The 23,577-nt window shown below is 56.9% G+C and carries 22 protein-coding genes and 1 tRNA gene; 22 read left to right on the top strand and 1 reads right to left on the bottom strand.

Features of this window, described 5'->3' with window-relative positions:
• Window positions 1-4: 4 nt before the first annotated feature.
• The 21 genes from pstC (at window position 5) to GPA25_RS08295 (ending at window position 19,540) form a co-directional block, all read left to right on the top strand.
• The gene (gene pstC / locus GPA25_RS08395) at window positions 5-955 is read left to right on the top strand and encodes a phosphate ABC transporter permease subunit PstC (protein WP_169259928.1); all 951 of its coding nucleotides are present in this window, start codon (window positions 5-7) and stop codon (window positions 953-955) included.
• An 11-nt stretch (window positions 956-966) separates the two neighbouring features.
• Window positions 967-1,890 (top strand): phosphate ABC transporter permease PstA, encoded by a 924-nt coding sequence (gene pstA / locus GPA25_RS08390; RefSeq protein WP_169259927.1) that lies wholly within the window; start codon window positions 967-969, stop codon window positions 1,888-1,890.
• Between the two features lie 17 nt (window positions 1,891-1,907).
• The gene (gene pstB / locus GPA25_RS08385; protein ID WP_246265503.1) at window positions 1,908-2,771 is read left to right on the top strand and encodes a phosphate ABC transporter ATP-binding protein PstB; all 864 of its coding nucleotides are present in this window, start codon (window positions 1,908-1,910) and stop codon (window positions 2,769-2,771) included.
• A 194-nt stretch (window positions 2,772-2,965) separates the two neighbouring features.
• Complete coding sequence (gene tpiA, locus GPA25_RS08380) at window positions 2,966-3,718, top strand: triose-phosphate isomerase (protein WP_169259926.1); 753 nt, start codon at window positions 2,966-2,968, stop codon at window positions 3,716-3,718.
• A gap of 28 nt (window positions 3,719-3,746) precedes the next feature.
• On the top strand, window positions 3,747-4,109 hold the full coding sequence (gene secG, locus GPA25_RS08375; RefSeq protein ID WP_169259925.1) for a preprotein translocase subunit SecG: 363 nt from the start codon (window positions 3,747-3,749) through the stop codon (window positions 4,107-4,109).
• Window positions 4,110-4,170: 61 nt separating this feature from the next.
• A tRNA-Leu gene (locus tag GPA25_RS08370) sits at window positions 4,171-4,255 on the top strand.
• A 93-nt stretch (window positions 4,256-4,348) separates the two neighbouring features.
• The gene (gene ndhC, locus GPA25_RS08365; protein WP_169259924.1) at window positions 4,349-4,723 is read left to right on the top strand and encodes an NADH-quinone oxidoreductase subunit A; all 375 of its coding nucleotides are present in this window, start codon (window positions 4,349-4,351) and stop codon (window positions 4,721-4,723) included.
• A 3-nt stretch (window positions 4,724-4,726) separates the two neighbouring features.
• The gene (locus GPA25_RS08360; RefSeq protein ID WP_011765130.1) at window positions 4,727-5,203 is read left to right on the top strand and encodes a NuoB/complex I 20 kDa subunit family protein; all 477 of its coding nucleotides are present in this window, start codon (window positions 4,727-4,729) and stop codon (window positions 5,201-5,203) included.
• Window positions 5,204-5,217: 14 nt separating this feature from the next.
• Window positions 5,218-5,823 carry an NADH-quinone oxidoreductase subunit C gene (locus tag GPA25_RS08355; RefSeq protein ID WP_169259923.1) on the top strand — a complete coding sequence of 202 codons (606 nt, stop codon included), beginning with the start codon at window positions 5,218-5,220 and terminating at the stop codon, window positions 5,821-5,823.
• Complete coding sequence (locus GPA25_RS08350; protein WP_169259922.1) at window positions 5,816-7,069, top strand: NADH-quinone oxidoreductase subunit D; 1,254 nt, start codon at window positions 5,816-5,818, stop codon at window positions 7,067-7,069. Before GPA25_RS08355 ends, GPA25_RS08350 begins: the two co-directional genes overlap by 8 nt.
• Before the next feature lie 50 nt (window positions 7,070-7,119).
• Window positions 7,120-7,599 (top strand): NADH-quinone oxidoreductase subunit NuoE, encoded by a 480-nt coding sequence (nuoE, locus tag GPA25_RS08345; RefSeq protein ID WP_169259921.1) that lies wholly within the window; start codon window positions 7,120-7,122, stop codon window positions 7,597-7,599.
• Window positions 7,596-8,909 carry an NADH-quinone oxidoreductase subunit NuoF gene (gene nuoF / locus GPA25_RS08340; RefSeq protein WP_211163020.1) on the top strand — a complete coding sequence of 438 codons (1,314 nt, stop codon included), beginning with the start codon at window positions 7,596-7,598 and terminating at the stop codon, window positions 8,907-8,909. Before nuoE ends, nuoF begins: the two co-directional genes overlap by 4 nt.
• Entirely contained in the window at window positions 8,909-11,248 is a 2,340-nt protein-coding gene (nuoG, locus tag GPA25_RS08335) for an NADH-quinone oxidoreductase subunit NuoG (RefSeq protein WP_169259920.1), read from the top strand. Before nuoF ends, nuoG begins: the two co-directional genes overlap by 1 nt.
• Complete coding sequence (gene nuoH / locus GPA25_RS08330) at window positions 11,248-12,297, top strand: NADH-quinone oxidoreductase subunit NuoH (RefSeq protein ID WP_169259919.1); 1,050 nt, start codon at window positions 11,248-11,250, stop codon at window positions 12,295-12,297. The genes nuoG and nuoH overlap by 1 nt, the downstream gene beginning before the upstream one ends.
• A 10-nt stretch (window positions 12,298-12,307) precedes the next feature.
• Window positions 12,308-12,793 carry an NADH-quinone oxidoreductase subunit NuoI gene (gene nuoI, locus GPA25_RS08325; RefSeq protein WP_169259918.1) on the top strand — a complete coding sequence of 162 codons (486 nt, stop codon included), beginning with the start codon at window positions 12,308-12,310 and terminating at the stop codon, window positions 12,791-12,793.
• 33 nt (window positions 12,794-12,826) lie between these two features.
• Complete coding sequence (locus GPA25_RS08320) at window positions 12,827-13,429, top strand: NADH-quinone oxidoreductase subunit J (RefSeq protein WP_169259917.1); 603 nt, start codon at window positions 12,827-12,829, stop codon at window positions 13,427-13,429.
• Between the two features lie 46 nt (window positions 13,430-13,475).
• Window positions 13,476-13,781, top strand: coding sequence for an NADH-quinone oxidoreductase subunit NuoK (nuoK, locus tag GPA25_RS08315; RefSeq protein ID WP_018992227.1), 306 nt, complete (start codon window positions 13,476-13,478; stop codon window positions 13,779-13,781).
• Window positions 13,782-13,793: 12 nt separating this feature from the next.
• Entirely contained in the window at window positions 13,794-15,818 is a 2,025-nt protein-coding gene (nuoL, locus tag GPA25_RS08310) for an NADH-quinone oxidoreductase subunit L (RefSeq protein WP_169259916.1), read from the top strand.
• Between the two features lie 69 nt (window positions 15,819-15,887).
• Window positions 15,888-17,369, top strand: a complete 1,482-nt coding sequence (locus tag GPA25_RS08305) for an NADH-quinone oxidoreductase subunit M (protein WP_169259915.1) — start codon at window positions 15,888-15,890, stop codon at window positions 17,367-17,369.
• Window positions 17,370-17,406: 37 nt separating this feature from the next.
• Window positions 17,407-18,975: an NADH-quinone oxidoreductase subunit NuoN gene (gene nuoN / locus GPA25_RS08300; protein WP_169259914.1), complete on the top strand. Its 1,569-nt coding sequence runs from the start codon at window positions 17,407-17,409 to the stop codon at window positions 18,973-18,975.
• A complete protein-coding gene (locus GPA25_RS08295) occupies window positions 18,953-19,540 on the top strand; it encodes an NUDIX domain-containing protein (RefSeq protein WP_169259913.1) in 588 nt (195 codons plus the stop codon). Before nuoN ends, GPA25_RS08295 begins: the two co-directional genes overlap by 23 nt.
• Window positions 19,541-19,736: 196 nt before the next feature.
• Here GPA25_RS08295 and GPA25_RS08290 read toward each other — a convergent pair whose 3' ends face one another.
• Window positions 19,737-22,622, bottom strand: coding sequence for an adenosylcobalamin-dependent ribonucleoside-diphosphate reductase (locus GPA25_RS08290; RefSeq protein WP_169259912.1), 2,886 nt, complete (start codon window positions 22,620-22,622; stop codon window positions 19,737-19,739).
• A gap of 333 nt (window positions 22,623-22,955) precedes the next feature.
• On the opposite strand from GPA25_RS08290, the gene GPA25_RS08285 reads away from it, so the two are divergent.
• A partial coding sequence (locus GPA25_RS08285) for an NADH-quinone oxidoreductase subunit NuoE family protein (protein ID WP_169259911.1) occupies window positions 22,956-23,577 on the top strand: 622 nt, incomplete at its 3' end.

The raw sequence follows: 23,577 nt of genomic DNA, 5'->3' as shown, positions 1-23,577 counted from the left end.
AGAAATGAATACCCCGAGCTCTGCGTCAGCGGCATCGTTGCCACCGCTCGTTGTTAGTGACAGGCTAGCGAAGAAAGCACTGCGTCACTTCAAGGAGCGCTTCATCGAGATGCTGCTCTTCGGTGCGGCGAGTGTCTCTGTGCTGACCACGGTTGGCATCATCTGGGTGCTCGTTAGCGAGTCCTATCATTTCTTTGAGACTGTGCCCCTTTGGTCGTTCCTGACGGACACGATGTGGACGCCGCTGTTCGCCGATCCGCACTACGGCATTCTCCCGTTACTGGCAGGAACCCTTACGACGTCCTTGGTGGCCCTTATCGTGGCTATCCCACTGGGGACGACGATTGCCATCTATCTGTCGGAATTTGCCAGGCCGGCCGTGCGCGAAATCGTCAAACCCTTCCTTGAGCTGCTCGGCGGCATACCCACTATTGTTTACGGCTACTTTGCGCTCACTGTGGTCATCCCGATGCTGCAACTTCTGATTCCGGGTCTGTCAGGGTTCAACATGCTGGGCGCCGGCATCGTCATGGGCATCGCAATCATTCCTTATGTCAGTTCGCTGGCTGAGGATGCCATGCGGGCCGTACCCATGAACATGCGCGAAGGTTCGTATGCGATGGGAGGCACCAAGCTTCAGACTGCATTGCGTGTGGTGATGCCCGCCGCGCTATCGGGTATTTTGTCAGCCTATATTCTTGGGATATCGCGTGCCGTCGGCGAGACGATGATCGTTGCTGTCGCTGCAGGCATGCAGCCCAACTTCACGCTGAATCCGCTTGAGTCGGCTCAGACGATTTCGGCCTACATCGTCCAGGTTGCTCTCGGAGACTTGCCGCACGGCTCCATTGGCTATCAGTCGATTTTTGCCGCGGGCCTGAGTCTCATGCTTATGACGTTGTCGCTTAACCTTGTCGGGCACGTCTTGCGGCGTCGCTACCGCGAAGCTTATTGAGAGGACGGCCAATGAACTCCGCCGATATCCCGGTCATCCGGAAGATCATTCAGCGCAACAAACGGTGGGATCTCATCTTCGCAATCGCGGGTTTCCTCGCGTTGCTGCTTGGCGTGTTGACCTTTCTCGCACTATTTGTGCAGATGGCCTACACGGGTTGGGAGCGCTTGACTCCCGAGTTTTTCACTAATTTCCCGTCGCGACGTGCGGCGCAGGCAGGTATCCTTTCCGCTTGGGTAGGTTCGCTACTGGTCATGCTTGTGACGGCGCTTTCCGCCGTGCCGCTGGGCGTCGCTGCGGGTATCTATCTCGAGGAATATGCGTCCAAGAATCTGGTCACGGACATTATTGAGATTAACGTAACAAATCTGGCGGGAGTGCCCTCCATCGTTTACGGCCTCCTCGCGCTGGGTGTCTTTGTTTATGGCTTTGGTTTCGGACAGAGCATCCTCTCCGCGGGGCTTACCCTAGGACTGCTGATCCTGCCGGTGGTCATCGTCGCGACGCGTGAGGCAATTCGCTCCATTCCACTTCACATACGTGAGGCGGCCTACGGTCTTGGAGCGACGCGCTGGCAGGTGACGCGCGATCACATCGTGCCGTATTCGCTCCCGGGCATCCTGACCGGCGTCATCATCGGCATGTCGAGAGCTATCGGGGAAACCGCCCCGATTATTACGATTGGCGCATTGACCTTCATTGCTTTCTTACCCGCGTCGCCTGTCGGTCCGGAGTTTCCGTGGCTGAGTTTCGAGTGGCTCAAATCGGGCTTCACTGTAATGCCGATCCAGATGTTCAACTGGACTTCCAGACCCGAGGAGGCTTTTCAGCAGAATGCCGCGGCGGCTGGCTTTATCTTGGTTCTGATGACATTGGCCATGAACGCGACTGCCATCTGGATTCGTTATCACGTGCGCAAGGACATCAAATGGTAAGCAGCACCACAATGCGAATGAGCGATCAACGCGAGGATCAAGCGACGCCGCAGGCCTTGAGTAACACGGCTGGATTCAGGAGTCTGCGCTCACACGGTGTCGTGGCGCGCGTCGAAACGGCTCCCGTCAAGGCGGCGGTAGAGGACTTCAGCTTCTACTATGGTGATTTCAAGGCATTGAAATCAATCTCCCTGCCCGTGCACGAAAAGCGGGTGACGGCGCTGATTGGACCGTCCGGTTGTGGCAAGTCGACCCTATTGCGGGCGTTCAACCGCATGCACGACCTCTATCCCGGCAATCGCTACGAGGGCGCAATTCGTCTACACCCGGACAACACCAACCTGCTGAGCCCGGGTGTCGATCCTATCGAGGTGCGAATGCGCATCGGGATGGTGTTCCAGAAGCCTAACCCGTTCCCGAAGTCGATCTATGAAAACGTCGCCTATGGTTTGCGGATACGTGGTGAAGGGAATCGCTCCGTTCTTGACGATCGTGTCAAGGAGGCTCTCCAGGGGGCGGCACTGTGGTCAGAGGTGGAGCATCGTCTGCACGATCCGGCGACGGCTTTGTCCGGTGGTCAGCAGCAACGTCTGTGTATTGCACGATGCCTTGCCACCAATCCCGAGGTCCTGCTTTTCGATGAACCGACATCGGCGCTCGATCCGATTGCGACGGCGAGTATCGAAGACTTGATTCATGAATTGCGCGACAAAGTGACGATTCTCATCGTGACCCACAACATGCAGCAGGCGGCGAGGGTTTCGGACTATACGGCTTACATGTATCTTGGTGAGCTTATGGAGTTTGGCGAGACTAGTCAGATCTTCGTTAACCCGACACGAAAGGAAACGGAAGACTACATCACCGGGCGTTTCGGCTAGCCCAAGCGCGTGGGGCAGATTTTCTGCCCCTTCTTTTTGCGGCTATAGTTTTACAGTTTTCGAAATGTGGAATTGATGTATTAAGCTATGCGCGTCGCTGGGTGTGAGCTCCCCCGAGGACGGCGCCTGCCTCATTTCTTTGCGTACGAGCCTTGCACGCTATAAAATCGAAAACTTTCGCAGAGGCCCTGTGCATGAAACGCAAGCTTGTCGTCGGTAACTGGAAAATGAACGGCGACCGGGAGCGCAATCAGATCCTGCTGCGCGAGGTTCTGCAGGGTCTGCCTGTGGGCGTTGAGTGTGCTATTTGTGTTCCATTCCCTTACCTGGCGCAGGCCGAATCGCTCCTCGGCGGAACGTCTCTAGGCTTGGGGGCGCAAACCCTTAGCGAGTTTGATCATGGGGCGCATACCGGCGAAGTCAGCGGCGCAATGCTTGCTGATTTTTCCGTACGTTACGTCATTGTGGGGCACTCGGAGCGCCGCGCGCTGCAGGGGGAGTCCGATTCGCTGGTCGCGCGCAAGGCTTTGGCGGCACTGCGGGCGGGGTTGATCCCTCTCGTCTGTATCGGCGAAACCTTGGCCGAACGCGAGGCCGGTGAGACCGAGAACGTCTTGCAGCGACAGCTCGATGCGCTTGCTGAGGTTCTTGATGCCGATTCGATCGGGCGGATCGCAGTGGCTTATGAGCCGGTATGGGCTATTGGTACTGGCAGGGCGGCATCAGTCGAACAGGTTCAAGCGGTATTGTCCTTCGTTCGGGCCTGGTTGGCCGGTCGAGTCCGTGATGCGGGTGACGTCAGGATTCTGTATGGTGGTAGCGTGAAGGCCGATAGCGCACAGGCGCTATTCGGTTTGCCTGATGCCGATGGTGGTCTGATCGGGGGGGCGTCACTGGAAGCTCCCCAGTTTCTGGAAATTTGCGAGGCGGCGGTTGCTGCTTCGTAGATGGCTGAGAATTAATCAAGGGTTCAAGATGAGCAACTATATTTTCTCCGTCGTTCTGACGATTCATGTTCTGGTCGGTCTCGGTGTTATCGGCTTGGTGTTGATGCAACACGGCAAGGGTGCCGATGCAGGTGCCGCCTTTGGAAGTGGGGCGTCCGGCAGCGTGTTTGGTGCGTCGGGTTCTGCGAACTTCCTTAGTCGTACAACTGGGGTGCTTGCGGCTGTGTTTTTCTCGACCAGTCTTGGACTCAGCTATCTCGCGAGCGGTGTGTCGGAACGACCTGCTAGTGTCATGGAAAATGCCGTTACCACGCCTGCGTCTGCGCCTGTGTCTGGTGACGGGTCTTCAGTTGATGCTCAGGATTCGAAGGCTCAGTCGATTCCAAAATAGTTCAATTTGGACTTTGCGCGCTGCAGAAAAAGTCGTATAATTTTTTGGCTGTAACAAGCGTGCCGACGTGGTGAAATTGGTAGACACGCCATCTTGAGGGGGTGGTGGCGAAAGCCGTGTGAGTTCGAGTCTCACCGTCGGCACCAGTAATTTTGAATCGCCCGCGAATGCGGGCGTTTTCATGCTGTGCGATTCTAAAAACAATAAAACAATCTGCTATTGAAACGGGGTGTTACGCAATGCTGGAAAACTACTTTCCTGTCCTGATGTTCATCCTGGTAGGTCTCGGTTTTGGCCTTGTGCCTGTCATTCTAGGGCGTGTTCTCGCGCCTTATCGCCCGGGGACTGAGAAGCAGTCTCCTTATGAGTGTGGTTTTGAGCCGTTTGAAGACGCGCGCATGAAGTTTGATGTGCGCTACTACCTCATCGCGATCCTTTTCATTCTCTTTGATCTTGAAATCGCCTTTTTGTTTCCGTGGGCGACAGTGTTCCAGGAATTCATCGCGGCTGGTGATGCTGCGTGGTTCGTATTCGGTTCGGTAATGGTTTTTATTGCCGTTCTGGTTATCGGCTATGTCGTCGAGTGGAAGAACGGTGCGCTCGACTGGGAGTGATGCATGAGTATTGAGGGCGTCTTTCGTGAAGGGTTTGTTACTACATCGCTTGATGCGGTAATTAACTGGACGCGCACAGGGTCGTTGTGGCCGATGACTTTCGGTTTGGCTTGTTGTGCTGTTGAAATGATCCATGCTGGCTGTTCACGCTACGACTTGGACCGGTTTGGTGTTGTGTTCCGGCCAAGCCCCCGGCAGTCTGATTTGATGATTGTGGCGGGTACGCTCTGCAATAAGATGGCTCCGGCTTTGCGCAAAGTTTATGATCAGATGGCAGAGCCGCGCTGGGTTATCTCAATGGGGTCGTGTGCTAACGGTGGTGGTTACTATCACTACTCCTATTCTGTTGTCAGGGGTTGTGACCGAATTGTCCCGGTTGATGTCTATGTGCCTGGTTGTCCTCCGACGGCCGAAGCATTGCTGTACGGCATTATTCAGCTGCAAAACAAGATCAAGCGCACGAACACCATAGCGCGGTAATGGGTGGTTCATTTATGAGTGCGAAACTCGAACTTTTGAGTCAATCCCTTCAAACGGTTTTGGGGGATAGGTTGCGATCAATTGTGCTCGATCGCGGCGAAGTGACCATCGAAGTTGCGGCAGAGGATTATCTTGGGGTTGCCCAGGAATTGCGCGATCATGGGGATTTGTGTTTCGAGGAGTTGATCGACCTTTCTGGGCTTGATTACTCTGCATATGGGAATCGAGTATGGGTCGGTGCGCGATTTGCGGTCGCCGTTCATCTTCTTTCCGTATCCAAGAACTGGCGGCTGCGCTTGCGCGCATTTGCGGAAGATGACGGCTTTCCTGTCCTTGAGTCGCTCGTTGGTGTTTGGCCTAGTGCCAACTGGTATGAGCGTGAAGCGTTTGATCTATACGGAATCATGTTTGCCGGACATCCGGATTTGCGGCGTATTTTGACCGATTATGGATTTGTCGGGCACCCGTTCCGCAAGGATTTCCCGATCTCCGGTTATGTTGAAATGCGCTACGACGCCGAGCAGGGCAGGGTTGTGTATCAGCCGGTGACCATTGAGCCGCGGGAAAATACACCGCGCATCGTGCGCGAAGAGAATTACGGGGATGTCGGCCATGGCTGAGATTCGTAACTACACTATTAACTTTGGGCCGCAGCATCCGTCCGCGCATGGCGTGCTTCGTCTCGTGCTGGAGCTTGATGGCGAAGTGGTCGAGCGTGCGGACCCGCATATTGGTCTGCTCCATCGAGGCACCGAGAAGCTCGCCGAAACGCGCACGTGGGTACAATCCGTGCCGTACATGGATCGACTCGACTACGTTTCGATGATGTGTAACGAGCATGCCTATTGCATGGCGATCGAGCGCCTTCTAGGTCTCGAGGTTCCTCTGCGTGCCCAGTACATCCGCGTAATGTTCGATGAAATTACGCGGATACTGAACCATTTGCTCGGGATCGGTACTCACGCGCTCGATATCGGCGCGATGACGATGGTGTTATACACCTTCCGCGAGCGTGAAGATCTGATGGATGCCTATGAGGCAGTGTCGGGCGCGCGGATGCATGCTGCGTACTACCGTCCGGGCGGTGTTTATCGTGATCTTCCCGACCGGATGCCGCAGTACGAGGTTAACAAGTTCAAGAATGCCAATACGGTACGTCAGTTGAATGAAAACCGGCAGGGTTCCTTGCTGGATTTTCTCGAAGACTTCACGAACCGCTTTATGGGCTACTGCGATGATTACGAAACGCTGCTGACCGATAATAGAATCTGGAAGCAGCGTACCGTCGGCATTGGCGTGGTCACACCGGAGCAGGCAAAAGCATGGGGATTCACCGGGCCCATGTTGCGCGGGTCTGGGATTGCATGGGATTTGCGCAAGAAACAGCCATACGAAGTTTATGACCGAGTCGATTTCGATATTCCTATCGGCAAGAACGGCGATTGTTACGATCGTTATTTGTGCCGAATGGAGGAAATGCGCCAGTCCAATCGCATCGTCAAGCAGTGTATTGATTGGCTACGCAAGAATCCAGGCCCGGTCATCGCCGATAATCACAAGGTGGCACCGCCACCTCGTGAGCGGATGAAAGCGAATATGGAAGAGTTGATTCATCATTTCAAACTCTTTACCGAAGGGATGCACGTGCCGAGCGGCGAAGTTTACGCTGCGGTCGAGCATCCCAAAGGCGAGTTCGGCGTGTACGCCGTGTCTGACGGCGCCAACAAGCCGTATCGTCTCAAGCTCAGGGCGCCCGGTTTTGCGCATCTTGCGGCCATGGACGAAATCGCGCGCGGGCACATGATCGCGGACGTGGTTGCGATCATCGGTACGATGGATATCGTGTTTGGCGAAATTGACCGCTGAACTATCCGGATAACATACGGCGGCAGGCAAACCGGGAAGACGAGTACGAAATGCTGAGTCACGAATCGCTACAACAGATTGATCGCGAGATCGCCAAGTATCCCCACGATCAGAAGCAGTCGGCGGTTATGTCGGCGCTGCGTATCGCGCAGGTCGAGAAGGGGTGGTTGCCGAAGGAAGTTATCGAGTTCGTTGCTGGTTATCTTGGAATGCCTGCAATTGCGGCATACGAGGTCGCGAGCTTCTACAACATGTACGACCTCGAGCCGATTGGGCGACACAAGATTACCGTCTGTACGAATTTGCCTTGTGCGCTTTCGGGCGGTGTTCATGCCGGTGAATACCTCAAGGAAAAGCTTGGTATCGGTTTTAACGAGACTACGCCGGACGGAATGTTCACCCTCAAGGAAGGCGAATGCATGGGGGCTTGCGGTGATGCGCCGGTGATGCTGGTGAACAATCATCGGATGTGCAGCTGGATGACCAAGGAAAAAATCGACCAGATGCTGGCGGAGCTTGAAAGCAAATGAGCGCAAGCGGACTGATTCTCGCCGGACTTGACGGCGACCGTACTTGGGGGTTGCACGACTACGTCGCGCGAGGTGGGTATTCCGCGCTCAAAAAGATCATCGCGGAAAAAATTCCGCCAGAAACGATCATTGCGGAATTGAAGGCGTCGTCGCTCCGCGGTCGCGGAGGCGCGGGGTTTCCTACTGGGCTGAAATGGAGCTTCATGCCGCGGTCGTTTCCTGGTGCCAAGTATCTGGCATGCAACTCTGATGAGGGCGAGCCGGGTACATTCAAGGATCGCGATATTCTGCGTTACAACCCTCATGCCGTTATCGAGGGTATGACAATTGCCGCCTATGCGATGGGCTGTGAGCGGGGTTACAACTACATTCACGGCGAAATTTTCGACGTATACCAGCGATTTGAAGATGCGCTCGAAGAGGCCCGTGCTGGCGGCCTTCTCGGCCAGAACATTCTGGGGTCCGATTTTTCGTTCGATCTGTTCGCACATCACGGTTACGGTGCCTATATCTGTGGTGAAGAGACCGCGCTGCTCGAGTCGATCGAGGGGAAGAAGGGTCAGCCGCGCTTTAAGCCGCCTTTCCCTGCGAGCTACGGTCTTTATGGCAAGCCGACAACGATCAACAACACCGAAACGTTTGCGTCGGTCCCGTTCATCATCAACATGGGGGGTGAAGGATTCCTGAATCTTGGGAAGCCCAATAACGGCGGTACCAAGCTGTTCTCCGTGTCGGGTCACGTGAATCGCCCTGGGAATTTCGAGGTTCCGATGGGTATGCCATTTGCCGAATTGTTGGAAATGGCGGGTGGCATGCGCGGCGGGCGCAAACTCAAGGCGGTGATTCCGGGTGGTTCGTCGGCGCCGGTGCTGCCGGGGGGTGTGATGATGGACTGCACGATGGACTATGACTCCATCTCCAAAGCAGGTTCTATGCTTGGCTCAGGTGCGGTGATCGTCATGGATGAAACGACTTGCATGGTGAAGGCACTTGAGAGGCTGTCGTATTTCTATTTTGAGGAATCATGCGGACAATGCACACCGTGTCGTGAAGGAACCGGCTGGCTGTATCGGGTCGTTCATCGCATCGAGCACGGTCTCGGACGGCCTGATGATCTTGATCTGCTCAACTCGGTGACCGGCAACATCATGGGGCGCACCATTTGCGCGCTGGGTGATGCCGCGTCGATGCCGGTGCAAAGTTTCATTAAGCACTTCGGTTCCGAGTTTCAGTACCACATCGAAAACAAGAAATGTCTGGTGCCGCCTGAGGTTCAGTACCAAGGCAGTCAAATTTACGTGAGACCGTGATGCTAGAGATCGAAATCGACGGCAAGCAGGTAACGGTCGAGGATGGCAGCACCATCATGGATGCTGCCACCAAGATCGGTGCTTTCATCCCGCACTTCTGTTATCACAAAAAACTCTCGATTGCTGCCAGTTGCCGCATGTGCCTGGTGCAGGTCGAGAAAGCGCCGAAGCCGCTTCCGGCTTGCGCCACGCCGGTGACAAACGGCATGAAGGTGTGGACTCGTTCCGAGCAGGCCATCAAAGCCCAGAAAGGCGTGATGGAGTTTCTGCTGGTCAATCACCCGCTCGACTGCCCGATCTGTGATCAGGGCGGAGAATGCCAGTTGCAGGACCTTGCGGTTGGGTATGGCGGTAGCCAGTCCCGCTATGAAGAAGAAAAGCGGGTCGTTCTCAACAAGAATCTCGGTCCGCTGGTGTCTACTGATATGACGCGGTGCATCAACTGTACCCGTTGTGTGCGTTTTACGACTGAGATCGCTGGGGAAATGGAGCTTGGACAGGCTTTCCGCGGCGAGCATGCGCAGATCATGCCTTTCGTTGAAAAAACGGTTGATTCGGAGCTGTCCGGTAACATCATCGACCTGTGCCCGGTTGGTGCCTTGACCTCGAAGCCATTCCGGTTTTCAGCGCGCACCTGGGAGATGTCACGGCGCAAGTCGATCAGTCCGCATGACTCGCTGGGCGCGAACCTGATCGTCCAGGTTAAGCACGATGTGGTGAAGCGTGTCCTTCCGATGGAGAATGACGAAATCAACGAGTGCTGGCTGTCCGACAAGGATCGCTTCTCGTATGAAGGCCTCAATAGCGACGATCGACTCACCGTGCCGATGCTCAAGCAGGATGGCGCGTGGAAACAGGTTGATTGGCAGTCGGCACTTGAATTTGCTGCGAATGGGCTGCGCAAGGCGGCCAAGGAAAACGGTCCCGCTGCAATTGGTGCCTTCGCGTCAGGACACTCAACCGTTGAAGAACTGCACCTGCTTCAGAAGCTGACGCGAGCCATTGGTTCGGATAACGTCGACTTCCGGCTGAGGCAAAGCGATTTTCGTGCCGATAGTTTCCGGCAAGGAGCGCCGTGGCTGGGTATGCCCATTGCAGAAGTGTCGGCATTGAATCGACTGCTTGTGATCGGCAGTTTCCTGCGCAAGGATGCACCGCTTCTCGCGCAACGCGTTCGTCAGGCGGCAAAACGTGGGCTCCATGTCAGCGCGATTAACGCGGTTGCCGAAGAATGGCTTTTGCCTGTGAAGAACCGGGCGTTGGTCGCGCCCTCTGCGATCGTTCCGATGCTGTTGCAGGTGGTATCGGCCTTGGCTGCCGAGAAGGGTGTCCAGGTCTCGGAGCATCTAGCGATGGCTGTGCCATCGACAGTTTCGGACGAGGCCCGCGCGATTGCGCAGAGCCTGGCAAGCGGCAAGAAGGTTGCCGTGTGGTTGGGCAACTTCGCCGTCCAGTATGAGGCGGCCACCGAGATCCAACTATTGGCGCAGGAAATCGCACGGTTGACCGATGGTACCTTCGGTGTCATCGGCGAGTCGGCGAACAGCGTTGGCGGCTATCTCGCCAAGGCGCTGCCGATCGTCGGCGGTCTTAACGCACGCCAAATGCTGGAGCAGCCGCGGAAGGCCTATCTGCTGCTGAATGCTGAACCGGATCTGGATTTTGCTGATCCTATCGCAGCGCAGGCTGTGCTGAGCAGTGCGCCGTTGGTTGTCGCGTTGTCGGCATTCAAATCACCGGCCTTGCTTGCGTCGGCGGATGTGCTGCTACCGATCGCTCCATTCACAGAGACCTCCGGCACGTTCGTGAATTGTGAGGGACGAGCGCAAAATTTCAACGCCGTGGCTCGTCCTCTGGGTGAAACGCGTCCTGGTTGGAAGGTGCTGCGAGTGCTGGGTAACCTTCTCGACTTCGATGGATTTGATCAAAACGATTCGGAAGCGGTGGCGGCAGAGGTTCTTGGCGCAGAGATTGCTCCGCGCCTTTCCGCATGTATCGCCGGGATGGCGTTCGCCTATAGTGTTCAGCACACCGACGCTCTTGAGCGCGTGAGCGACGTGCCGATCTATGCAGGAGATCCGCTGGTTAGGCGCGCGGCGTCCCTGCAGAAGACTCGTGATGCAAGGGCTCCTGCTGTTCGGGCCAGTAGTGTGACACTGGCAGCGTTGGGCGTCCCGTCGGGAGCGCGCGTGCGCCTGAAGCAGGGTGCAGCGGCGGCAGAGCTCGAAATCGTCGCGGACGACACGGTTGCGGCAAATTGCGTTCGCGTTGCCGCAGCACATCCTGCAACAGCCGTGCTCGGTGCAATGTGCGGCCAAATCAGCGTGGAGCGTGTCTGATGGAAGCTATGCTGGAACCCGTGGCACAGTTTTTCGGCCCAGTCTGGCCGGCGGTTTGGACGCTGGCTAAGATCGTCGCAATCATCGCGCCCTTGATGATCGGTGTGGCCTATTTGACCTTGGCAGAGCGCAAAGTCATTGGTTACATGCAGGTCCGTATTGGCCCCAACCGTGTAGGCCCGATGGGACTTTTGCAGCCGATTGCCGACGGCATGAAGCTCCTGTTTAAGGAAATCATCGTTCCGTCGGGGGCGAGCAAGGGATTGTTCATCCTTGGTCCAATTCTCGCGATAGCGCCTTCGCTGGCCGCATGGGCGGTGGTGCCGTTCGACGACGGAATGGTTCTCGCCAACGTCAATGCAGGACTGCTGTTCCTGTTGGCGATCACGTCGATGGAAGTATATGGGGTGATCATTGCCGGTTGGGCGTCGAACTCGAAGTATCCGTTCCTGGGATCGATGCGTGCAGCCGCACAAATGGTTTCATACGAAGTGGCGATGGGCTTCGCTCTGATCTGCGTGCTCATGATTTCGGCGAGCTTGAATCTGACGGACATCGTCAATTCGCAGGGTGAAGGCCGATTCCATGAGATGGGACTGTCGGTTTTCTCGTGGAACTGGGTGCCACTCTTTCCGATGTTTGTGGTGTTCCTGATTTCGGGCATTGCCGAGACCAATCGTGCGCCGTTCGACGTTGTGGAAGGCGAGTCGGAAGTGGTCGCCGGTCACATGGTCGAGTATTCCGGGATGACGTTCGCGCTGTTCTTCCTCGCTGAATACGCGAACATGTTCCTTGTTTCCACAATGACATCCGTGCTGTTCCTCGGCGGTTGGCTATCGCCGGTTGGGGGGATTCCGGATGGGTTCCACTGGCTGGCGCTGAAGACCGCGTTCATTCTGTTCCTGTTCCTTTGGGCGCGTGCAACTTTCCCGCGTTTCCGGTACGACCACATCATGCGGTTGGGCTGGAAGGTGTTTATTCCCATCACCCTCGTATGGGTGATTGTGGTGGCGGTGTGGATGATGTCGCCGCTGTCGATCTGGAAGTGAGAGGCTGAAGATGGGTGCCAAGGATTACATCGGTAGCCTGTTCCTCAAGGAACTGATAAAGGGCATGGCGCTGACCGGGCGTCACTTTTTTGCACGCAAGATCACGGTGCAGTTTCCCGAGGAGAAGACTCCTCAGAGCCCGCGATTCCGTGGCCTGCACGCGTTGCGTCGTTACCCGAATGGGGAAGAGCGATGTATTGCATGCAAGTTGTGTGAAGCTATCTGCCCTGCAATGGCGATTACCATCGAGTCGGATCAGCGCGATGATGGATCACGCCGTACGACTCGCTACGATATTGATCTGACGAAGTGCATCTTCTGCGGCTTTTGCGAGGAGGCATGTCCGGTGGATGCGATTGTCGAAACGCGCGTTCTCGAATATCACGGCGAACAACGTGGCGATCTCCATTACACCAAGCAGATGCTGCTGGCGGTGGGGGACCGTTACGAAGCGCAGATTTCCGCCGACCGGGAAGCCGACTCCAAGTATCGCTAAGGGAGGACGCCTTCGGGCGCCACAGATAAGAGCATGGATTTCAAGACCTTCGTTTTCTACATTCTCTCCGCGATCATGGTGTTCGCCGCGTTGAGAGTTATTACTGCACGCAATCCGGTGCATGCAGCATTGTTCTTGGTGCTGTCCTTCTTCACTGCGGGCGGGATCTGGCTATTGCTTGCCGCGGAGTTCCTGGCGATTGTTTTGGTCATGGTCTACGTGGGGGCAGTCATGGTGCTGTTCCTTTTCGTGGTCATGATGCTGGATATCAACATTGATCGGCTGCGCGAAGGATTCTGGAGTTACCTCCCCGTCGGCGCACTGATTGGTGTCCTGCTTGTTGTCGAAATGACTCTTGTCTTGGGTGGGCGGTACTTCGGGCTGGAGGCAATGCCCGAACCTCCGGCGGTTCAGGCGGGTTACAGCAATACTCGAGAATTGGGGCGGTTGCTTTACACGGATTACGTATATCCGTTTGAACTTGCCTCACTTCTGCTGCTGGTTGCGATGGTCGTTGCGGTGACGTTGACACTACGTAAGCGCAAGGGTGTTCGTTATCTGAACCCGTCCGAGCAGGTTTCGGTCAAGCGTGGCGATCGTGTCGAACTCGTTTCGATGCCCGCCGAGAAAGAATAAGAACTGTGCCGGTCCCTTGCGGATCGGTGCACTCAGGGAGTCATAGATGCTTTCGCTTTCCCACTACCTCATTCTGGGCGCGATCCTGTTCGCGATCAGCGTGGTCGGGATTTTCCTGAATCGGAAAAACCTTATCGTGCTGCTGATGGCGATTGAGTTGATGCTGCTCGCCGTCAATCTCAATTTCGTGGCGTTTTCGCACTATCTGGGCGATCTGGCCGGACAGATTTTTGTTTTCTTCATCCTCACCGTGGCAGCAGCAGAATCGGCGATTGGTCTCGCGATTTTGGTGGTGCTCTTCCGCAATCTGCGGACGATTCACGTTGATGATCTGGACAGCCTCAAGGGTTAAGGAAGCGTCTCGATGACGGATATGCAAAAACTCTATCTCCTGGTACCGCTGGCGCCGCTGGCGGGGGCCATTCTTGCTGGACTGTTCGGCAGGACGATTGGTCGTGCCGGCGCGCACATCGTCACCATTCTTGGCGTGGCAATCGCGTTCGCAGCGTCCGTGGTGATCTATCAGGATGTGCAGGCCGGAAATAGTTTCAACGGTACCTTATATACATGGATGACGAGCGGCAACCTAACCTTCGAGGTCGGCTTCCTGATCGATCCTTTGACGGTGATGATGATGCTGGTCGTGACGTTTGTGTCCCTGATGGTGCACATTTACACGATCGGTTATATGCACGAGGATCCCGGTTATCAGCGGTTTTTCAGCTATATCTCGCTGTTTACCTTCTCGATGCTGATGCTGGTGATGTCCAACAACTTCCTGCAGCTGTTTTTCGGCTGGGAGGCGGTTGGTCTCGTTTCATATCTCCTGATCGGTTTCTGGTATGAACGTCCGACCGCGATTTATGCAAACCTGAAGGCTTTCCTGGTCAACCGGGTTGGTGACTTCGGTTTCTTGCTTGGTATCGGTTTGATCGCGGCCTATACCGGAAGCCTCAACTATTCCGAGGTGTTCGCGCAAGGCGGCGCACTTGCGGCGCAGGAGATGGCTGTGACGGGCTGGCCGTTGATCACGGCGATCTGCATTTGCCTGTTTATCGGTGCAATGGGCAAGTCGGCGCAAGTTCCGCTTCATGTCTGGTTGCCGGACTCGATGGAAGGTCCGACGCCGATTTCCGCGCTGATTCACGCCGCGACAATGGTGACGGCGGGCATCTTCATGGTCGCGCGCATGTCACCGCTATTCGAGCTCTCGGATACTGCCCTGTCGTTTGTTCTGGTGATCGGGGCCACTACGGCGCTGTTCATGGGTTTCCTGGGCATTGTTCAGAACGATATCAAGCGCGTCGTTGCGTATTCGACCCTGTCGCAGCTCGGTTACATGACTGTCGCCCTGGGTGTTTCTGCATATTCGGCAGCGGTGTTTCACCTGATGACGCATGCTTTCTTCAAGGCCTTGCTTTTCCTCGGTGCCGGTTCTGTGATCATTGGTATGCACCATGATCAAGATATGCGCAACATGGGCGGTCTGTGGAAGTACATGCCGATCACTTGGATGACGTCTCTGCTCGGATCGCTGGCGCTAATTGGTTTTCCGTTCTTTGCCGGGTTCTATTCCAAGGACTCGATTATCGAGGCCGTCCATGCCTCAAGCATCCCGGGTGCAGGCTATGCCTTGTTCTGCGTGATGGCGGGGGTGTTCGTCACCGCGTTCTACTCGTTCAGGATGTACTTCCTGGTCTTCCACGGGAAGGAGCGTTTCGGACAGGACAACGGCGGGCATCATGACCATGAGGGCGATCACGATGATGAGGAAGTCTCGTCGGATCATCATCACGGTCTTGCTCCGGGTCAGAAACCGCACGAGTCGCCTTGGGTTGTCACGTTGCCGCTGATCCTGCTCGCGATTCCCTCAGTCGTGATCGGGTTCTTCACGATTGAACCGATGTTGTTTGGCGGATGGTTCAAGGATGCGATCCACGTTGGGGCAAACCATGTCGGCTTGGCCGAACTCGCTGCAACTTTCCACGGGCCAGTCGGCATGGCATTGCACGGTCTCCAGACGGCTCCGTTCTGGTTGGCGATGAGTGGGGTCGCCGTGGCGTGGTTCTTCTACATGGTCCGTCCCGACATTCCGGCTGCGATCCAGCGCACCTTTAGCCCTGTGCATGCTCTTCTCGAGAACAAGTATTTCTTCGATCGCTTTAACGAGATCGTCTTCGCCGGTGGTTCGCGGATGCTGGGCAAGGGGCTGTGGAAGGTTGGCGATCAAACCATTATCGACGGCATGGCAGTGAACGGGACGGCGAAGCTGGTCGGGTGGGTTGCTCAGATCAGTCGTCTTTTCCAGACGGGACATCTGTACCAATATGCCTTCGCGATGATCATTGGTGTCTTCATCCTTCTGACCTTCTGGTTCAACCTCGGTTGAACAGGTGGATCGAACAGTGAATAACGATAAACGCGCGTCGATTGCTGGCGCACTGAACGGAAAGTAACGATGACGGGTATGCCATTCCTCAGCCTCGCGATCTGGATACCGATCCTGGGTGGGTTGCTCGTACTAGCAACCGGTTCGGATCGCAATGCGCCGTTGGCGCGCTCGCTTGCGATGTTCATTGCGCTCGCCGGTTTTGCGGTGACGGTGCCGCTGTTCCTGCTGTTCGATGCGAGCACCAGCGCCATGCAGTTTTCGGAATTCCTGCCGTGGATTCCGCGGTTCAACATCAACTACCACTTGGGCGTTGACGGAATCTCGGTACTGTTCGTGCTGCTTAATGCGTTCATTACCATTATTGTGGTTATCGCGGGATGGCAGGTAATTCAGGAGAAGGTTGCCCAGTACATGGCAGCGTTTCTGATCATGTCGGGATTGATGAACGGTATCTTCTCGGCGCTGGACGGGATTCTGTTTTACGTGTTCTTCGAGGCCTCCTTGATTCCCTTGTACCTGGTCATCGGCATTTGGGGTGGCGCGAATCGGGTCTACGCAGCGATCAAGTTCTTCCTTTACACGCTGGTTGGTTCGTTGATGATGCTGGTGGCTCTGCTGTACCTCTTCATGGAGGCCGGCGGTAGCTTCAATATTCTCGATTGGCACAAGCTGCCGCTTGCGATGCCCGCGCAGACATTAATCTTCTGGGCATTCCTCGTAGCCTTTGCGGTAAAGGTGCCGATGTGGCCGGTGCATACCTGGTTGCCCGATGCACACGTTGAAGCGCCTACAGGCGGTTCGGTTGTCCTGGCAGCAATTGCGCTGAAGCTCGGTGCCTATGGCTTTCTGCGGTTTTCGCTACCCATCGTTCCCGACGCGGCCCAGGCGATGGCGCCGATGATGATCGCCCTGTCGCTGATTGCGGTCGTCTATATCGGTTTTGTGGCCCTTGCGCAGACCGACATGAAGAAGTTGGTCGCATATTCGTCGATTTCGCACATGGGTTTCGTGACCCTCGGCTTCTTCATGTTCAATGTTGTTGGTATGGAGGGCGCGCTGGTGCAGATGATTTCGCACGGCTTTGTGTCGGGGGCGATGTTCCTCTGCATTGGCGTGCTCTACGATCGCATGCACACCCGCAACATCGCTGATTACGGTGGTGTGGTGAAGACGATGCCGAAGTTCGCCGCCTTCTTCATGCTGTTCGCAATGGCGAACGCCGGCCTTCCGGGCACGAGCGGGTTTGTGGGTGAATTCATGGTCGTCCTGGGAGCGGTGCAGTTCAACTTCTGGGTTGCATTTGCGGCAGCGTCGACGTTGATCCTGGGGGCCGCTTATACGTTGTGGATGTACAAGCGGGTGGTGTTTGGGGTGATCGGTAACGATCATGTGGCGCAGCTTGACGACATCGGCGCCCGCGAGTTTGCATTCCTTGGCATCCTTGCGCTCTGCGTGATGGCAATGGGTCTGTATCCCTTCCCCTTCACCGAGGTGATGCATGCTTCGGTCAATGAACTACTGCGGCATGTTGCCGTAAGCAAGCTCTGAGCGAGCGGGCGAGACACTTTTTCGGACTGGTCAGAAGATGAATTTCGTTGTCCCCGACTTCTACCCCGCAGCGGCCGAGATCCTCGTCGCAGTGATGGCACTGGTGATCATGCTGGCGTCGACGTTCGCACGCAGAATTGCCAGCGATCTTGCGTACGGACTTACTCAGCTCACGCTGGTACTTGCGGCATGCGTCACCGTCCTCGTGAGCCCGAACCTCCTGGCGGCGGTGGCGGCTGTCATTTCGGAAGTACCCCTGTTCGGGGTTCGGCTGGCTGAAGTGCTGATGGGCTTGTCCGAAGGGTATGCGGCCAACGAAGTGGTTGCGACCTTTAACGGCATGTTCATCGGTGACATGCTGGGCGGACTGCTGAAGGTGTTTTCGCTACTTGCGGTCGGTGTCGCGCTGCTCTATGGCCGCGGCTATCTTGCTGACCGGAAGATCAATCGTCCGGAGTACTACTTGCTGTCGCTGCTGATGACCCTCGGCATGATGGTGATGATCAGTGCTAATCACATGCTGTCGCTGTATATGGGCCTTGAGATGATGTCCCTGTCTCTGTACGGCATGGTGGCGTTCGATCGCGAGTCGGCGCGTTCGACTGAAGCGGCGATGAAGTACTTCGTTCTCGGTGCGCTCGCGTCGGGTCTTCTGTTGTACGGAATGTCGATGATTTATGGTGCGACTGGCAGCCTTGAGCTCTCGGGGATCGCGCAGTCGATCTATCATCAAGCAGCGAACAAGACCGTGCTGGTTTTCGGCCTTGTATTCATGCTGGCCGGGCTCGCGTTCAAGTTGGGCGTTGTGCCGTTCCACATGTGGGTTCCTGACGTGTATCACGGCGCACCGACGGCGGTTACGCTGATGATTTCTTCGGCGCCCAAACTCGCTGCATTTGCGATGACGATGCGTGTGTTGGTGTACGGCCTGTTCGAACTTGCGGACCAGTGGCAGTCGATGCTGATGTTCCTGTCGGTGCTTTCGATCGTGCTTGGCAACCTTGCAGCGATTGCCCAGACCAACATCAAGCGCATGCTGGCGTATTCCGGTATTTCCCACATGGGTTTCGTATTGCTCGGTTTGCTTTCCGGTGTGGTCGACGGGGATCGGAATTTCGCGCTTAATGCATATAGCTCGGCAATGTTCTACGCCGTGTCCTACGTAATCATGAGCCTTGCCTCGTTCGGTATGGTGATTCTGCTGTCGCGTGCCGGATTCGAAGCCGAGAACATCGATGATTTCAAAGGGCTGAACAAGCGCAACTCGTGGTTTGCGGCGCTGATGATGATCGTGATGTTCTCGATGGCGGGCATCCCCTTTTTCATTGGTTTCTTCGCGAAGCTCTCAGTGTTGCAGGCTGTGGTCGCTGCCGGCTACGTCTGGCTGGCGGTGCTGGCGGTGCTCATGTCGGTGATTGGCGCGTTCTACTACTTGCGCATCGTGAAAGTCATGTACTTCGATGAGCCTGTCGATACGGCACCGATTTCCGCTCCGGGGGAACTCCGGGTGCTTCTGTCGGCCAACGGACTTGCAATTGCGGTGCTTGGCCTGCTTCCCCAAGGTTTGATGTCGCTTTGCGCCTATGCGCTCCTCGCCTCGCTCTGAGCGGGATCCGCTCGAAGAGATCCAGCTCGATTCTGCCCCGGTCTACGATGGTGTCCTGCTAAAGGTCCGTCGGGACCGGGTTACGCTTCCCGACGGTAATGAATCCGTCCGTGAGTACATCTGCCATCCGGGTGCGGTGGTCGTCCTCGCGGTTCTGCCGGACGGACGACTATTATTCGAACGCCAGTTCCGTTACCCGCTTCGCCGCGCATTTCTGGAACTCCCTGCTGGCAAGATCGACGCAGGCGAGGATCTGTTGGCCTGTGCTCAGCGTGAGTTGCGCGAAGAGACTGGCTATGAAGCTGTCGAGTGGCAGTACCTTGGTGTAATGCACCCGTGTATCGGGTACTCGGACGAGCGAATCGAGATATTCCTTGCGCGTGAGCTGACGCATGTGGGGGATGCGCTGGATGAAGGGGAGTTTCTTGAGATTGTGAGCTTCTCGGTGGACGAGGTCATGAGCGCTGTCCACAAAGGCGAGATCACCGACGCCAAAACTATCGTTGCGCTGTTTCGTGGCCTGCCGGCACTCGGTTTGTCGATCAAGCAGAGTGAGGAAAAATAAGCGCGTATCCCGGGAATGGGGTAAGGATGGCTGAAATGGGTCTTTCGCGCGCGAATTGGTGTTCCGTTATCGTTTGATGCAATTGATATCGTAACGGGGCCCCCGGCTCAACAGACAAAAAAACGCGAACCGTTTTCAGGTTCGCGTTTTTTATTCTAGCTGCGGCATCCTGGCGGACGCCGCAGTGCTGGGACGCTTAACCGCAGGTGCCGACGGCACCGCAGGCGGTGCAGAAGTCGCAGCCATCCTTGCGGATCACCGAATAGTTGCCGCATTCGGTGCACAAGCCACCCTGCATTACCTTCGGGTCGCTGGTTTCGCGCGGGGCTTCGAGGATGCCCATTTCACGTACGGGATAACCTTTTTCATCGAGCACGCCGAGCATTGCATAGCGATGGATGATGAGCTGGGCGATGTACGCGACGGTGCTGGGGTAGTTCTGCTGGCGCTTGGTTCCCGGTACGAAAGCCATGAAGTCACCCAGCGGTTCCGGATAATTCAGCAACTTGCGCAGTTTCATGCCGACCCACGCCGGGTCCATGACGCGCATATCGAGCGACAGGATGCGGGTGAGGCCGTCCAACGCGCGCGGGTAGTTGCCGGACAGCCATACCGAGTAGGGACGGGTGAGGCCGACCGAAAAATCGTCCTGCGCCGGCAGGGTGATTTCCTTCAGTCCGAGCACGAAGTCTTCACCGGTGGCCGGGTTCTGGATGTCGACGGTCCAGGATAGGGTGCCATCGGTGCCGGTCTTGGGTTCCTGCAGGCTGAAGAGCGTGTCGAGCACCGGGGTGGGGGCTTCGACATCGAACGCGCCGAGTTTTTCGCAGCGGTAGCGGACAACCTGGGCAAACGCGGAGACGACGCCGGGGAAGAGCTTCTTCTCGCCATGTGGGGGAAAGGGCATTTCGAAGGACTTTTCGCCGATGGTCCTGGCCAGGGTTTCGAGTTTCAGTTTGAGCCAGCCGTGGTCGTTGGCGCGCATGTCCATTGACAGTGTCTTGGCGACCGCGCCGAGGCCGCGGGGCTGGTCGGCGCCGTTGACCCAGACTTCGAAGGGGAAGCCGCAGGGGCCGTTGTTCTCGATGTGGCCGACGAACAGTGCGAACTCTCCTTGGGGGGTGCCGAGCATGTAGGTCCACGCGGGATTGCCGTCGGGGAGTTCCGGGCGGCCGGGCCAGCGCAGGCTGGACAGTACCGGCGCAGGCAGGCTCTTGATCGACAGGCGCTTGTTCGGGCCGGAAAGTTCTACATCCTGCGGTTTCTTCTGTTCGGTCGATGGAGTCACCGACAGTACCGAGCCGAGCACCGAGTTGGGACGATAGGTGGCCAGGCCCTTGAGGCCGGCTTTCCACGCGGACAGGTAAAGGTCTTCGAATTCCGTGTAGGGGTAGTCTTCGGGGACGTTCACGGTTTTGGATATGGACGTGTCGACGAAGGGCGCCACTGCGGCGACCATGTCCTTGTGTGCCTGCGCGGAGATCTCCAGCGCGGTGACGAAGTAGAGCGGCAGGGCGTCGACGTTGCCGCCGATATGCTTAAAGAGACGCCATGCGTAGTCTTCGACGGCGTATTCCTTGTAGGTGCCGTCGGCCATGCGTTTGCGGCGTGTGTAGGTATAGGAGAAGGGCGGTTCGATGCCGTTCGAGGCGTTGTCGGCAAAGGCTAGCGAAATCGTGCCGGTGGGGGCGATCGATAGCAGGTGCGAGTTGCGCAGGCCGTGCTTGCGGATCTTGTCCTTGACCTCGGCCGGCAGACGCGAGGCGAAGTTGCCTCCGGATAGGTAGAGGTCGGAGTTGAACAGCGGGAAGGCGCCGCGCTCCTTGGCGAGTTCGATCGACGCAAGGTAGGCGCGGTCGCGCATGTATTCGGAGATCTTGGTGGCGACGGTACGCGCTTCTGCAGTGTCGTAACGCTTGCACAGCATGATGAGCGCGTCACCCAAACCGGTGAAGCCGAGGCCGACGCGACGCTTCGACTGGGCTTCGTTTTCCTGCTGTTCGAGCGGCCAGTGGGTGACGTCGAGCACGTTGTCGAGCATTCGGATCGCAACGTCGACGACCTTGCCGAAGCCTGCGTAATCGAATTCCGCCTTGTCGGTGAAGGGGTGCTTGATGAAGGGCGTCAGGTTGATCGAGCCCAGGTCGCAGCAGCCATAGGGGGGCAGGGGCTGCTCGGCGCAGGGGTTGGTGGCCTCGATCGTCTCGCAGTAGTAGAGGTTGTTGTCCTGGTTCATGCGATCGAGGAACAGGATGCCGGGTTCGGCGTGGTCGTAGGTCGAGCGCATGATCTGGTCCCACAGTTCGCGGGCGGGCAGTTTGCGGTAGACCCACAGGCCGTCGTCGCGCTGGTAGGCGCCGGCGGCTTTGAGTTCGTCAATCGGTTCGGCCTTGTGTGCCAGTTCGACGTCGGTATTGACGTCGACGGCCTTCATGAAGGCATCGGTGACGCCGACCGAAATGTTGAAATTGGTCAGGTCACCATGATCCTTGGCGTGGATGAATTCCTCGATGTCGGGGTGGTCGCAGCGCAGTACGCCCATCTGCGCGCCGCGGCGGGCGCCGGCCGATTCGACGGTTTCGCACGAACGATCGAACACGCGCATGTAGGACACCGGCCCGGAGGCATTCGACAGCGTGCCCTTCACCAGCGCGCCCTTCGGACGGATGCTGGAAAAGTCGTAACCGACGCCACCACCACGGCGCATGGTTTCGGCGGCTTGAGCGAGCGCAGTATAGATGCCCGGACGGCCGTCGACGGCCTCGGAAACGGAGTCACCGACCGGCTGGACGAAGCAGTTGATGAGCGTCGCCTGAAGTTTGGTTCCGGCGGCGCTGTTGATGCGGCCGGCGGGAACGAAGCCCTTTTCCTGGGCTTCGAGGAACTTGGCTTCCCAGTGGGCGCGCTTGTCTTCCGCTTCGACCGCGGCGAGCGCGCGGGCCACGCGCGCGCGCACCGCACCAACCGTCTGTTCGTCGCCCTTGGCGTATTTCTCGAGGAGAACTTCGCCGGAGATCTCTTGCGGCGCGAGTGTCGAAGCGTCGGCCTTACCCTTTGCCTGATGATGGATCGTCGTGCTCATGGTCTTGTTGTGGGTCCGTTCGGTGGTGGATTGTTCGGATCGAAGAATAGCTCGTGGTACTTGTTTTTGCAAAAAAATAAAAGTGATAAATAACAATAAGTTAATGTTTTTCTCGGTATGTCAATGCTCATTTAATCACTATATTTAGTAGCGCTGATGTCGTAGGCGATCGGCCGCAAAGGCCCGTGGCGCAAGGGCTTCGGGACGCACAATGGGAAAGATCGGTGAGAGCGACCCCCAGCGATAAGCAAAAAAATTGTCACTTGGTCAGCAGGGGGCCCGTCGTGCGTTGCTGCTAGAATCATGGCATAGAGGTTGCGCCGGAGTTCGCTTATGCACGATGCTGAACGGATCGCAGCACAGACGGTTGAGCGCCACCGGCGTGAGCCTTCGCAGCTGCTGCAGATTCTCATCGAAACGCAGGACGCCATTGGCTATCTGCCGGCGGTGTCACTGACGCGTATTGCGGGTCTGCTGGGTCTGCCACGGGCGCGGGTTGAAGGGGTGGCTGGTTTCTACAGCTTCCTCCATACCGAGCCCGTCGGGCGCTACCGCATTCTCTTTTCCGACAATATTACGGACCGCATGCTCGGAAGCCGTCGCCTGATGGACGACTTATGCAGCCGGCTGGGGCTCGAGCCTGGGCGGGTCTCGTCCGACGGCGTGGTCAGCGTTGATACCACTTCCTGCTCCGGAATGGGCGATCAGGGACCGGCGATGTTGCTTAATGGCGTCGCCGTGACGCGACTCGACGGGGCACGCATCGAGCGGATCGCTGAACTGGTGCGGGACGGCAAGCTGCTGGCGGAGTGGCCGGACACGTTTTTCCAGGTTGAGGACAACGTCCGCCGGCGTGACGCGCTGCTGGGCGGCGATTCCTCTCCCGGGGCGGCGCTTGAGGCGGCCATGCGGCTTGGGCGCGATGGCTGGCTGGAGCAGATGCGGCTTTCGAATC

It is taken from the genome of Aromatoleum diolicum (assembly GCF_012910955.1).
Taxonomy (GTDB): Bacteria; Pseudomonadota; Gammaproteobacteria; order Burkholderiales; family Rhodocyclaceae; genus Aromatoleum; species Aromatoleum diolicum.
The sequence above is the reverse complement of the archived record's forward strand: the minus strand, read 5'-3'. Positions and strand labels throughout refer to the sequence as shown.

Excerpts from the sequence above, each read along its gene's own strand:
- nuoG (WP_169259920.1), top strand. The coding sequence starts at position 8,909 with ATGCTAGAGATCGAAATCGACGGCAAGCAGGTAACGGTCGAGGATGGC.
- pstC (WP_169259928.1), top strand. The coding sequence starts at position 5 with ATGAATACCCCGAGCTCTGCGTCAGCGGCATCGTTGCCACCGCTCGTT.
- nuoH (WP_169259919.1), top strand. The coding sequence starts at position 11,248 with ATGGAAGCTATGCTGGAACCCGTGGCACAGTTTTTCGGCCCAGTCTGG.
- pstB (WP_246265503.1), top strand. The coding sequence starts at position 1,908 with ATGAGCGATCAACGCGAGGATCAAGCGACGCCGCAGGCCTTGAGTAAC.
- nuoI (WP_169259918.1), top strand. The coding sequence starts at position 12,308 with ATGGGTGCCAAGGATTACATCGGTAGCCTGTTCCTCAAGGAACTGATA.
- nuoN (WP_169259914.1), top strand. The coding sequence starts at position 17,407 with ATGAATTTCGTTGTCCCCGACTTCTACCCCGCAGCGGCCGAGATCCTC.
- pstA (WP_169259927.1), top strand. The coding sequence starts at position 967 with ATGAACTCCGCCGATATCCCGGTCATCCGGAAGATCATTCAGCGCAAC.
- GPA25_RS08305 (WP_169259915.1), top strand. The coding sequence starts at position 15,888 with ATGACGGGTATGCCATTCCTCAGCCTCGCGATCTGGATACCGATCCTG.
- tpiA (WP_169259926.1), top strand. The coding sequence starts at position 2,966 with ATGAAACGCAAGCTTGTCGTCGGTAACTGGAAAATGAACGGCGACCGG.
- GPA25_RS08360 (WP_011765130.1), top strand. The coding sequence starts at position 4,727 with ATGAGTATTGAGGGCGTCTTTCGTGAAGGGTTTGTTACTACATCGCTT.
- GPA25_RS08350 (WP_169259922.1), top strand. The coding sequence starts at position 5,816 with ATGGCTGAGATTCGTAACTACACTATTAACTTTGGGCCGCAGCATCCG.
- ndhC (WP_169259924.1), top strand. The coding sequence starts at position 4,349 with ATGCTGGAAAACTACTTTCCTGTCCTGATGTTCATCCTGGTAGGTCTC.
- GPA25_RS08290 (WP_169259912.1), bottom strand. The coding sequence starts at position 22,622 with ATGAGCACGACGATCCATCATCAGGCAAAGGGTAAGGCCGACGCTTCG.
- GPA25_RS08355 (WP_169259923.1), top strand. The coding sequence starts at position 5,218 with ATGAGTGCGAAACTCGAACTTTTGAGTCAATCCCTTCAAACGGTTTTG.
- secG (WP_169259925.1), top strand. The coding sequence starts at position 3,747 with ATGAGCAACTATATTTTCTCCGTCGTTCTGACGATTCATGTTCTGGTC.
- nuoE (WP_169259921.1), top strand. The coding sequence starts at position 7,120 with ATGCTGAGTCACGAATCGCTACAACAGATTGATCGCGAGATCGCCAAG.
- GPA25_RS08320 (WP_169259917.1), top strand. The coding sequence starts at position 12,827 with ATGGATTTCAAGACCTTCGTTTTCTACATTCTCTCCGCGATCATGGTG.
- nuoL (WP_169259916.1), top strand. The coding sequence starts at position 13,794 with ATGACGGATATGCAAAAACTCTATCTCCTGGTACCGCTGGCGCCGCTG.
- nuoK (WP_018992227.1), top strand. The coding sequence starts at position 13,476 with ATGCTTTCGCTTTCCCACTACCTCATTCTGGGCGCGATCCTGTTCGCG.
- GPA25_RS08295 (WP_169259913.1), top strand. The coding sequence starts at position 18,953 with ATGCGCTCCTCGCCTCGCTCTGAGCGGGATCCGCTCGAAGAGATCCAG.
- nuoF (WP_211163020.1), top strand. The coding sequence starts at position 7,596 with ATGAGCGCAAGCGGACTGATTCTCGCCGGACTTGACGGCGACCGTACT.